This window comes from Cupriavidus sp. WS (assembly GCF_000395345.1).
In the GTDB taxonomy this organism is placed as follows: Bacteria; Pseudomonadota; Gammaproteobacteria; order Burkholderiales; family Burkholderiaceae; genus Cupriavidus; species Cupriavidus basilensis_B.
Map to the genome: position 1 here is coordinate 1 of NZ_AQPL01000306.1, position 10962 is coordinate 10962.

A 10962-nucleotide genomic window follows, 5' to 3' on the forward strand; every position below is an offset into this window, starting at 1 on the left:
GGAGCCGGTGCCGGCGCTGCCGGTGCTGCCCGCGGCCACCACGCCGGACAAGTCGCGGCTGCATACCTGGTATCCCCGCAACGGCGTGGCCTCGCGCGGCATCGCCGCGCTCGGCCAGCTGGGCGACAGCGAGCGCACCGTCGAGATCGTGGTGCTGCGCGACGCCGGCTACCGCGCCGCCCTGATGAAGGCCTACCAGTCGCAGATGCTGTGGGCCACGCTGTGCGGCGCCGCGGCCGCCGCCGGCCTCGGCTGCGTGCTGGCGCGGCGCGGCCTGCGCCCGCTGCGGCGCATGGCCGAGGACGCCTCGGCCGTGACCGTGAGCCGGCTCGCCACCCGGCTCGACGCCGGGCAGGCGCCGTCCGAGCTGCGCGTGCTGGTGGACGCGCTCAACGACATGCTGGCTCGTCTCGAAGACGGCTTCCAGCGCCTGTCCGACTTCTCCGCCGACCTCGCGCACGATTTCCGCACGCCCATCAGCAACCTCATCGGCCAGACCCAGGTCACGCTCGGGCAGAACCGCACGGTGCAGGAATACGAGAGCCTGCTCGAATCCAATCTCGAGGAATACGAGCGCCTGGCCCGCATGATCGAGAACATGCTGTTCCTGGCGCGCGCCGACCATGCCCAGGTCGCCATGAACGTGCGCGAGCTCGACGCGCGCGCCGAGCTCGACAAGGTCGCCGAATACTTCGAGGCCGTGGCCGCCGACCGCGACATCAAGCTGCGGCTGAGCGGGCAGGGCACGGTGCGCGCCGACCAGACCCTGCTGCGCCGCGCCGTGACCAACCTCGTCGACAATGCGCTGCGCCACGCGCCGGCCGGCAGTGCCGTCGACATCCGCGTGGCGGCCGGCAGCGCCGCGACCACCATCCGCGTCGGCAACGGCGGCGCCGGCATCCCGCCCGAAGCGCTGCCGCACGTGTTCGGCCGCTTCTACCGCGGCGATCCCGCGCGCAGCAATTCCTCGTCCTCCGCCGGCCTGGGGCTGGCGATCGTCGACACCATCATGCGCCTGCACGGCGGCAGCGTCAGCGTGCGCAGCCTGCCCGGCGAAACGGTGCTGGAACTGTCGTTCCCGGTCGTGAACGTGCTGGCGCAGCGCGTGGGCGGGTAGGGCGGGGTTGAAACTAAGGCGAGGCGTCGCGTTGGCTCGGCGCTGTCGACAAGACCGGCCCACCGGCTGTGTTCTCCCCTCTCCCATTGCATGGGAGAGGGGAGCAAACCTTCGGCATGCGGAGCGCTGCTGGCAGTCAGGAGCCACCTTGCGCGGCCCCCCACGCCGTCACGCCGTCACGCTGGCAACCGCGCCGCGCCGGTTTCCGCCTCGCCGCCGCCGTCCTGCTGTTCCACATCCTGTTCTCCCTCCTGCTCCGCCTCGCGCCGGTGCGCCAGCCGGTACAGCACCGGCAGCACCAGCAGCGTGAGCGCGGTGGACGACAGGATGCCGCCGATCACCACCGTGGCCAGCGGCCGCTGCACTTCCGCGCCGGTGCCGGTGGCGATGGCCATCGGGATGAAACCGAGCGAGGCCACCAGCGCGGTCATCAGCACCGGGCGCAGCCGCGTGAGGGCGCCGGTGCGGATGGCTTCGTCGAGCGGCTTGCCTTCCTCGCGCAGGCTGCGGATGAACGACAGCATCACCAGCCCGTTGAGCACGGCCACGCCGGACAGGGCGATGAAGCCGACCGCGGCCGAGATCGACAGCGGGATGCCGCGTAGCCACAGCGCGAGGATGCCGCCGGTCAGCGCGAACGGGATGCCGGTGAACACCAGCAGGCCGTCGCGCACGTTGCCGAACATGGCGAACAGCAGCACGAACACCATCAGCAGCGCCACCGGCACCACGATCTGCAGGCGCGTGGTGGCGGACTGCAGCTGCTCGAAGGTGCCGCCCCAGGTGATCCAGTAGCCGGCCGGGACCTTGACCTGGCGGTCGAGCGCGCTCATGGCCGCGGGGACGAAGCTGCCCACGTCGCTGCCGCGCACGTTGGCGCTGACCACGATGCGGCGCTTGCCGTTCTCGCGCGAGACCTGGTTGGGACCGGGCGCGAGCGTGAGCGTGGCGATCTCGCCGAGCGGGATGTAGCTGGCCGGCGCGGCCTCGCCGTTGCGCGCGGCGCCGCCGCGCGGCAGCGGGATGGGCAGGCGGCGCAGCGCCTCGACGTCGGCGCGGATGCCTTCGGGCAGGCGCACGCCGATGTTGAAGCGGCGGTCGCCCTGGAAGAAGATGCCCGCGTCGCGCCCGCCCACGGCGATGGCCACGGTGTCCTGCACGTCGGTCATGTTGAGGCCGTAGCGCGCCGCGCGGGCGCGGTCCACGTCCACCGTGAGCACCGGCAGGCCGCTGGTCTGCTCGACCTTGACCTCGGCCGCGCCGGGGATGCCGCGCAGCACGCCGGCGACCTTCTGCGCGGTGTCCTCCAGCACCTGGTTGTCGTCGCCGAAGATCTTGACGGCGACGTCGCTGCGCACGCCGGAGATCAGTTCGTTGAAGCGCAACTGGATCGGCTGCGAGAACTCGTACTTGTTGCCGGGGATGGTTTCCAGTTCGGCCTCCATCTGCGCCAGCAGCTGCTCGCGCGTCTTGCCCGGATCGGACCACTGCGCGCGCGGCCTGAGCATGATGTAGCCGTCGGACGCATTGGGCGGCATCGGATCCGAGGCGATCTCGGCGGTGCCGGTGCGGGCGAAGACGCGCTCGATCTCGGGGAATTTCTCCTTGAGCCGGGTCTCGATCTGCTGCTGCATGGCGAGCGACTGCGTCAGGCTGGTGCCCGGGATGCGCAGCGCCTGCACGGCGAAGTCGCCTTCGTTGAGGTTGGGGATGAACTCGCTGCCCAGGCGCGTGGCCACCAGCCCGCTGAGCAGCACGGCCACCGCGGCGAAGGCCAGCACCACCGGCGTGTTGGCCAGGGTCTTGCCGAGCAGCGGCGCGTAGGCGCGCCGGGCCCACAGCATCAGGCGGTTTTCCTTCTCGGCCACCTTGTCGCCGATGAACAGCGCCACTGCCGCCGGCACGAACGTCACCGACAGGATCATCGCGCCGGCCAGCGCCAGCACCACGGTCATGGCCATCGGGTGGAACATCTTGCCCTCCACGCCGGTGAGCGCGAAGATCGGGATGTAGACGATCATGATGATGAACTGGCCGAACACCAGCGCCCGACGCGCCTCCTGCGAGGCCGCGAACACTTCGTGGAAGCGCTCGCCGCGCGTGAGCGGCCTGCCGTGGCGCTGGCGCGCGTGGGCGAGGCGGCGCACGCAGTTCTCGACGATGACCACCGCGCCGTCGATGATGATGCCGAAGTCCAGCGCGCCCAGGCTCATCAGGTTGGCGCTGATCTTGTACGTCACCATGCCGGTGAAGGTAAACAGCATCGACAGCGGGATCACCAGCGCGGTGATCACCGCCGCGCGCAGGTTGCCGAGGAACAGGAACAGGATCACCACGACCAGCGCCGCGCCCTCGATCAGGTTCTTCTTGACGGTGGCGATGGCGCGGTCCACCAGCAGGGTGCGGTCATATACGGTGACGGCCTTGACGCCCGCCGGCAGCGAGCGGTTGATGGCCGCCATGCGCTTGTCCACCGCCTGCGACACGGCCCGGCTGTTCTCGCCGATCAGCATGAAGACGGTGCCCAGCACCACCTCGCGCCCGTTGTCGGTGGCCGCGCCCGTGCGCAGCTCGCGGCCGATGCCGACCTCGGCCAGGTCGCGGATGCGGATCGGCTGGCCCTGCGCGCTGCCGACGATGATCTCGCGGATGTCGTCGACCGACCTGACCTGTCCCGGCGCGCGCACCAGGTACTGCTCGCCGCGCCGCTCGATGTAGCCGGCGCCCACGTTGGCGTTGTTCTTCTCCAGCGCGGCCACCACGTCCTGCAGGCTCAGGCCGTAGGAGGCCAGGCGCTCGGGACTGGGCGCCACCAGGTATTCCTTGGCGAAGCCGCCGATGGAGTTGATCTCGGTCACGCCGGGCACGGTGCGCAGCTGCGGCTTGATGACCCAGTCCTGGATCTCGCGCAGGTCGGTCGGCGTGTAGGCGCCGCCGTCGGGCTTCCTGGCGCCGTCCTCGGCTTCCACGGTCCACAGGTAGATCTCGCCGAGGCCGGTGGAGATCGGGCCCATCTGCGGCGCCACGCCCGGCGGCAGGTTGCGCGCGGCCTCCTGGATGCGCTGGTTGACCAGCTGGCGCGCGAAGTAGATGTCGGTGCCGTCCTTGAAGATCACCGTGACCTGCGACAGTCCGTAGCGCGACAGCGAGCGGGTCTGCTCCAGCCCGGGCAGGCCGGACATGGCGGTCTCGATCGGGTAGGTCACGCGCTGCTCGGCCTCCAGCGGCGAATAGCCGGGCGCGGCGGTGTTGATCTGCACCTGCACGTTGGTGATGTCGGGCACGGCGTCGATCGGCAGCCGGCTGTAGTTGTACGCGCCGAGCGCGGCGATGGCCAGCACGGCCAGCAGCACCAGCCAGCGCTGCGCGATGGCGAAGCGGATCAGTCGTTCGAACATGTCGGTCTCCGCTTAGTGGCTGTGCTCGGCGCCGGCCTTGCCGAGTTCCGCCTTGACCATGAAGCTGTTGCCGGCCACGTACTGCCAGCCGGCCCGCATGCCCTCGGTGATCTCGACCAGCCTGCCGTCGCCGCGCCCGGTCTTGACCGGCTGCGCCAGGAAGCCGCCCGGCACGGCGACGAACACCACCTGCTGGTCGCCGTGGCTCTGCAGCGCCTGCGCGTCGATGGCGACCGGCACCTCGGCGCTGGAATCCGTCACGCCCACGGTGACGAACAGCCCCGGGCGCCAGGCCATCTTGGGGTTGGCCAGGGTCACGCGCGCGGTGGCCGTGCGGGTCTGCTGGCCCAGCAGCGAGCCGACGTAGGAGACCGTGCCTTCGGCCTTGCCGTCGAACGCGGTCGAGGCGATGCGCACCTTCTCGCCCACGCGCACGCGGTCGAGGTCCTTGGGCGCGATCACGAACTCGGCCCACACGGTGCTCAGGTCGGAGATGGTGAAGACGTTGGCGTCGGCGGCCACGGCTTCGCCGAGCGCGAGATGCTTTTCCACCACGGTGCCGTCGAACGGCGCGCGCAGCTCGAAGCGGTTGAGCGCGCGCGCGTTGTCCGTGCCGCCGCCCGCGCTGCCGGACGCGCCGATGGCGGTGAGCTTCTGCGCGGCATTCTGCGTGGCGATGCGGGCTTCCTGCAGCGCGGTGCGCGCGGCCAGGTAGTCCTGCTCGGCGGAGATCTTGTCCTCCCACAGCTTCTTCTCGCGCCGGAAGGTCGTCTCGGCCAGTTCCAGGCGCTTCTGCGCGGCCAGCAGCTCGCTGCGCTGGTCCGACAGCGTGGTGCTGGCCAGCACCGCCAGCAGGTCGCCCTTGCGCACCTGCTGGCCCAGGTTGGCGGACACGCCTTCGACCACGCCGGCCACGCGCGGCACCACGTGCGCGGTGCGGTCTTCGTTGAAGCGGATCTCGCCGGGGAAGGACACGGTGCCTTCGATGCGGGCCGGGCCGGCGCCTTGCAGCGTCAGGCCCGCGCCCTGGATCTGCGCGGGCGTCATCTCGACCAGGCCTTCCTCCTTGCGCAGCTTGATGGCAAGCGGAGCGCTCGCGCCGGGCAGGGTCACGTCGAGGCTGGCTTCGAAGGCGTGCGGCTCGCCGATGGCCGCCGCGCTTTGCAGGTAGGCCTGGGCCGGCGCGAAGGCGAGGCGCTCGCGCTCGCCGGTCAGCCGCCGCAGTTCGCCGGCGGCCTTGACGCCGGCGGGCGCGAGCGGCTGGCCCGCGCGCGAGGCCCAGAGCCGCAGGCGCGAGCCGCCTTCGCCGGGGCCGGCTTCGGCCACCAGCACTTCGACAACGGCGTCGCCCTGCCGGAACAGCTGGCCGCCGTTGGGGCCGGCGGTGCTGTCGTGGTTTTCGCCGTTGCCGTCGCTGTCGCCGTGGGCGGCGGCTTCCGCGTGGGTGTCGCCGCCGTGCGCGCCGGTATCGCTGCCGCGCCCGGCGAAGATCAGCGCCGCGCCGGCCAGCGCGCCGCCGGCGAGGATGACGGCGACGGCGGTTTTCTGTTTTGTGTTGATTGCCATGATGGGGTTCCTTTGGCGCTAGCGGCCGAGAATGCGGTCGATGGTGGTGGCGGCCTGGTAGGCGCTGGCGACCACGCCGAGATAGCGCACGCGCGCCTGGAACCAGGTGCGCTGCGCATCGAGCACGTCGAGGAAATTGAACTTGCCGGCCTCGAAGCCGCGCGTGGCGGCCTCGTAGGCCTGCTGTGCGGCGGGCAGCACGGTGCCGCGCAGCGCCTGCGCCGAGGCGCGCGACACCGTCAGCTGCTGCGCGGCCTGCTGCAGTTCGCCGGACAGGCGCACCTGGGTGGCGCGGTATTCGTCGGCGGCCTTGTCGGCCTGGCGCGTGGCGGCGTAGAGATTGCCCTGGTTGCGGTCGAACAGCGGCAGCGGCAGGGCCACGCCGACCACCGGCATGGTGCCGCGCTCCGCGCCGTTGTCGCGCTTGCTGCCCAGGCTCAGGGTCAGGTCGGGGTACTGGCGGCTGCGCTCCACGCCGATCACGGCCTGGCGCCGCTCGAGTTCGAGCCGGCTGCTGAGCAGTTCGGGCGCGCTGTCGAGCGCCTGCATCAGGCTGGTGGTGTCGGGGCGCGCGGGCAGCGCGTCGAGGTTGCCGGCGGCCTCGCTGAAGCGGGCCTCGCCGCTGCCCCACAGGTTGGCCAGCGACAGGCGCGCGGCGGCCAGCCCGGCCTCGGCGTCGGCCACCTCCAGTTCGGCGTTGGCCTGCTCGACGCGCGCCTTGCTTTCCTCCAGCGGGGCGATCTTGCCGGCCGCCACGCGGCGCGCCGCGGCCTGCGCGCCCTTGGCGGCGATCTCGGCCGCGCCGCGCGCCAGCTTGAGGCGCTCCTGCGCGACGACCACGCCGAAAAAGCCGCCGACCACGGCCGCGCGCAGGCCGGCATGCGCCGCGCCGAGCCGGGACTGCGCCAGCTCGCGCGCCTTCTGCGCCGCGCCGATGCGCGCCGCGCGCTTGCCGCCGAGCTCGATGGGCAGGTTGATCTGCGCGGTGGTGGTGCGGGTGTCGCGGCGGTTGTCCTCGAGCAGGACGGCGACCTCGGGGTTGGGCAGGACGCGGGCCTGCATGATGCCGCCCTCGGCGGCATCGAGCTCATGGCCGGCGGCCGACAGCGTGAAGCTGCGCGCGCTTGCCAGCGCGAGGGCGTCGTCCAGCGTCAGCGGGCCGGCGGCTTCCTCGGCCTGCGGCGCTGGCAGCATGGCGGGCATGGCGGCGGGCGCCGCGCCCTGGGCGGGCACGGCGGGACTGAGCAAAGCTGCCGCCAGCCCGAGCGGCATCACAAGTGTTCTCATCGAATTTCACCGGAAAAAGACCAGGGAAGCTCGGCGAGACGGGAGTCTGGAAAGGAGTGGGGTCGTCTCGCCGGTCAGGCGGACGGCCACTGGGGGCGGTCGGGCGTGGTGCCCGGCGCGGAGAGGAAGGACGGGGCCAGCGCGTGGTAGCTGATCGCTACCCCGAAGTGCGCGCCGGCGCCGGAGAAGTCGGGCAGCACGAGCTGCGCGCCGGCGAAATGGCAGACCGCGCAGTCGAGGTCGGGCAGCTTGGTCTTGCCGCTGCCGTCCTGGCTGTCCTTGTCACCGGCGGCGCGGTGGTCGGCGGCTTCGCCGTGGTGGGCATGGCTGTGATGGCCGAAATGCCACTTCGCGCCGATCGCGTCGGCGCGGTCCTGCTGGCCGTCATGGCTGCAATAGGCCGCGGCGCCCGCCCAGGCGAACTGGAGCGGCAGCAGGAGCACGAACAGCAGGATCAGGAAACGGCGCATGCGGCGGATTATATAGGCAGCGGCTTTGACCGCGATACGGCCAGGATATGACCAAGATGCGGCCGGGGTCTTGTCCCCTGGCTGGCGGGAATGGCGGGTTTGAGCGGGAAACGTGGCGAGGGTTCCCCGACAGGCCATGCGGCAGGCAATTCACTTCCGGCGCTTGACCCTGTAGCCGCTCCAGGGTCTTAAATGGACGGCAAGCACAACAAAGCAGGGAGCACCGCCATGTCCGACGCCACGCCAGACCACACCGCCGTCCGCGAGCGGGAGGGCGACCGCCATGACCATGCGCACGATCAGACGGAAAACCGTGCGCATGGCCATGCGCATTGCTGCGACCACGACCACGACAGCAACCACGGCCAGGACCATCAGCACGCGCACGATCACGCACATGATCACGCGCAAGGCCAGCCGCACGGCCATGCCAGCGCGTCCGCCTGCTGCGGCGGCGGATGCGCCTCGGCCGGCATGGCGCCCGCGCCCGCCGCCAACGTGCCGGCCGGCGCCGCGATGGCCACCTACCGCATCGACGCGATGGACTGCCCGACCGAGGAAACCCTGATCCGCAACAAGCTCGGCAGCATGGCGGGCGTGGCGGGGCTGCAGTTCAACCTGATGCAGCGCGTGCTGACGGTGCACCACACGCTGGATTCGCTGGACCCAGTGGTGCGCGCCATCGAAAGCCTCGGCATGAAGGCCGAGCCGCTCTCGGAGCAGGCCGGCGAGCTCGCCCCGCAGGCCGCCAGGCCCTGGTGGCCGCTGGCGCTGGCCGGCGCGGCGGCGCTGGGCGCGGAAGCGGTGGGCTGGCTGCAGGTGCCGGGGCAGGACTGGCTGGCGCCGGTGCTGGCGCTGGCGGCGGTCGCCATCGCCGGCCTCGGCGTGTACAAGAAGGGCTGGATCGCGCTGTCCAACGGCAACCTGAACATCAACGCGCTGATGAGCATCGCCGTGACCGGCGCGATGCTGATCCGCCAGTGGCCGGAAGCGGCGATGGTGATGGTGTTGTTCGCGCTGGCCGAGCGCATCGAGGCCGCCTCGCTGGACCGCGCGCGCAACGCCGTGCGCGGCCTGATGGCGATGGCGCCCGAGCAGGCCACGGTGCGGCAGGCGGACGGCAGCTGGCAGGCGGTCGACGCGCGCGCGGTGGCCGTCGGCGCGCTGGTGCGGCTGCGCCCGGGCGAGCGCGTGGCGCTCGACGGCCGCGTGCTGCGCGGCCAGTCCACGCTGGACCAGGCGCCCATCACCGGCGAGAGCGTGCCGGTGGACAAGGGCGTGGGCGACGCGCTGTTCGCCGGCACCATCAACCAGGCTGGCGAACTGGAATACGAAGTGACCGCCGCCGCCAGCGGCTCCACGCTCGCGCGCATCATCCACGCGGTCGAGGCCGCGCAGGGCAGCCGCGCGCCCACCCAGCGCTTCGTCGACCGCTTCGCGCGCGTGTACACGCCGCTGGTCTTCCTCGGCGCGGTGCTGGTGGCGGTGGTGCCGCCGCTGGCGCTGGACGGCGACTGGAGCGCGTGGATCTACAAGGCGCTGGTGCTGCTGGTGATCGCCTGCCCGTGCGCGCTGGTGATCTCCACGCCGGTGACGATCGTCAGCGGCCTGGCCGCGGCGGCGCGGCGCGGCATCCTGATCAAGGGCGGGATCTATCTCGAGCAGGGCAAGGACCTGGCCTGGCTGGCGCTGGACAAGACCGGCACCATCACGCACGGCAAGCCCGCGCAGACCGACTTCCAGCCGCTTGGCGAGATCGCCGCGGGCGGCGCCGCGGCAAGCGCGGCGGCGCGCGCGGTGGCGGCCAGCCTGGCCGGCCGCTCGGACCATCCGGTGTCGATGGCGGTGGCCAGCGCGGCGCGCGCCGAAGGCATCGCGCCGCTGGACGTGCGGGACTTCGCGGCGCTGCCCGGCTACGGCGTGAGCGGCACCGTCAACGGCCGCGCGTATTACCTCGGCAACCACCGCCTGATCCATGACCGCGGGCTGTGCTCGCCCGAGTTGGAGGCCACGCTGGAAGCGCTGGAGCGGCAAGGCAAGACGGTGGTGGTGCTGGGCGCCGACCACGGTGTCGAGGCCCTGTTCGGCGTGGCCGACACGGTCAAGGACCACAGCCGCCAGGCCGTGGCCGAGCTGCACGCGCTGGGCGTGCGCACGCTGATGCTGTCGGGCGACAACCCGCACACGGCGCAGGCCATCGCCGCGCAGGTGCAGATCGACGAGGCGCGCGGCAATCAGTTGCCGCAGGACAAGGCCGATGCCATCGCCGCGCTGAGCGTGAAGGGCGGCGAAGGCGCCGCGGGCGGCGCCGGGCGCGTGGTGGTGGGCATGGTCGGCGACGGCGTCAACGACGCGCCCGCGCTGGCGCGCGCCGACATCGGCTTCGCGATGGGCGCGGCCGGCACCGACACCGCCATCGAGACCGCCGACGTGGCGCTGATGGACGACGACCTGCGCAAGATCCCCGCGTTCATCCGGCTGTCGCGGCGCACCTCGGCCATCCTGAAGCAGAACATCGCGCTGGCGCTCGGCATCAAGGTGATCTTCCTCGCGCTGACCGCGGCGGGCCTGGGCACCATGTGGATGGCCGTGTTCGCCGACATGGGCGCGAGCCTGCTGGTGGTGTTCAACGGGCTGCGGCTGGCGAAGGCGGGGCGGGGGTGAGGGATTAGCCAGCCGGGGAATTCGCTTTGCCGCACGGAGTTTCCCCTCTCCCATGAAACGGGAGAGGGGAGCAAACCGATGGCAATGCGGATGCGTTGCCGGTATTCAGGGCTGCACGATCAATTCGCCGCTGCGGCCTTCGATGGCGCCCCACGTGACCGGCGCCAGCGGCAAGGCGGTCCGGTCGAGATGCCGGTAGAGCGTGGCCATCGACACCAGTTCGTGGCCTTGCGCGCGCCAGCCGTCCAGCAGCCGGTTGAACACCGGCGCCAGCTTGCCGCCTTCGAGTTCGGTATGGAGCGTGAAGACGTGGTCGCGGCCGTCGCCGCTCAGGCGCAGCACGGCTTCGTGGACGTTGTCCTCGGTCAGGCCGTCCACGCCGATGAGTTCATCGAGCGTGGGCAGCGTGGTGGGCATCTGCACGTGGCGCAGCGCCACGCCGTCCACGGTGGGGATATAC

General features: G+C 71.6%; 7 protein-coding genes and 1 pseudogene. 2 read left to right on the forward strand and 6 right to left on the reverse strand.

Features of this window, described 5'->3' with window-relative positions:
• Nucleotides 1-1117 (forward strand): heavy metal sensor histidine kinase (locus K206_RS39075; protein WP_020204865.1); only part of this gene is annotated, 1117 nt, incomplete at its 5' end.
• A 176-nt stretch (nucleotides 1118-1293) separates the two neighbouring features.
• Here the strand turns inward: K206_RS39075 and K206_RS0123645 are convergent.
• The 5 genes from K206_RS0123645 to K206_RS44760 all read right to left on the reverse strand — a co-directional run bounded on the left by K206_RS0123645 (nucleotide 1294) and on the right by K206_RS44760 (nucleotide 8267).
• Nucleotides 1294-4515 (reverse strand): CusA/CzcA family heavy metal efflux RND transporter, encoded by a 3222-nt coding sequence (locus tag K206_RS0123645; RefSeq protein ID WP_020204866.1) that lies wholly within the window; start codon nucleotides 4513-4515, stop codon nucleotides 1294-1296.
• Nucleotides 4516-4527: 12 nt separating this feature from the next.
• Nucleotides 4528-6081 carry an efflux RND transporter periplasmic adaptor subunit gene (locus K206_RS0123650; RefSeq protein WP_020204867.1) on the reverse strand — a complete coding sequence of 518 codons (1554 nt, stop codon included), beginning with the start codon at nucleotides 6079-6081 and terminating at the stop codon, nucleotides 4528-4530.
• Between the two features lie 18 nt (nucleotides 6082-6099).
• Nucleotides 6100-7368 (reverse strand): TolC family protein, encoded by a 1269-nt coding sequence (locus K206_RS0123655; protein ID WP_029044003.1) that lies wholly within the window; start codon nucleotides 7366-7368, stop codon nucleotides 6100-6102.
• Nucleotides 7369-7442: 74 nt separating this feature from the next.
• Complete coding sequence (czcI, locus tag K206_RS0123660; RefSeq protein WP_020204869.1) at nucleotides 7443-7838, reverse strand: cation efflux protein, CzcI family; 396 nt, start codon at nucleotides 7836-7838, stop codon at nucleotides 7443-7445.
• 150 nt (nucleotides 7839-7988) lie between these two features.
• Nucleotides 7989-8267 carry a hypothetical protein gene (locus K206_RS44760; RefSeq protein WP_020204870.1) on the reverse strand — a complete coding sequence of 93 codons (279 nt, stop codon included), beginning with the start codon at nucleotides 8265-8267 and terminating at the stop codon, nucleotides 7989-7991.
• 45 nt (nucleotides 8268-8312) lie between these two features.
• Here K206_RS44760 and K206_RS39085 point away from each other — a divergent pair, with 45 nt between their 5' ends.
• Complete coding sequence (locus K206_RS39085; RefSeq protein WP_020204871.1) at nucleotides 8313-10502, forward strand: heavy metal translocating P-type ATPase; 2190 nt, start codon at nucleotides 8313-8315, stop codon at nucleotides 10500-10502.
• Nucleotides 10503-10607: 105 nt separating this feature from the next.
• Here K206_RS39085 and K206_RS43830 read toward each other — a convergent pair.
• A pseudogene (locus K206_RS43830) lies at nucleotides 10608-10962 on the reverse strand (4-deoxy-4-formamido-L-arabinose-phosphoundecaprenol deformylase); the annotation flags it as partial.

Excerpts from the sequence above, each read along its gene's own strand:
- czcI (WP_020204869.1), bottom strand. The coding sequence starts at position 7,838 with ATGCGCCGTTTCCTGATCCTGCTGTTCGTGCTCCTGCTGCCGCTCCAG.
- K206_RS0123655 (WP_029044003.1), bottom strand. The coding sequence starts at position 7,368 with ATGAGAACACTTGTGATGCCGCTCGGGCTGGCGGCAGCTTTGCTCAGT.
- K206_RS0123645 (WP_020204866.1), bottom strand. The coding sequence starts at position 4,515 with ATGTTCGAACGACTGATCCGCTTCGCCATCGCGCAGCGCTGGCTGGTG.
- K206_RS0123650 (WP_020204867.1), bottom strand. The coding sequence starts at position 6,081 with ATGGCAATCAACACAAAACAGAAAACCGCCGTCGCCGTCATCCTCGCC.
- K206_RS44760 (WP_020204870.1), bottom strand. The coding sequence starts at position 8,267 with ATGGCCGTGCGGCTGGCCTTGCGCGTGATCATGTGCGTGATCGTGCGC.
- K206_RS39085 (WP_020204871.1), top strand. The coding sequence starts at position 8,313 with ATGGCGCCCGCGCCCGCCGCCAACGTGCCGGCCGGCGCCGCGATGGCC.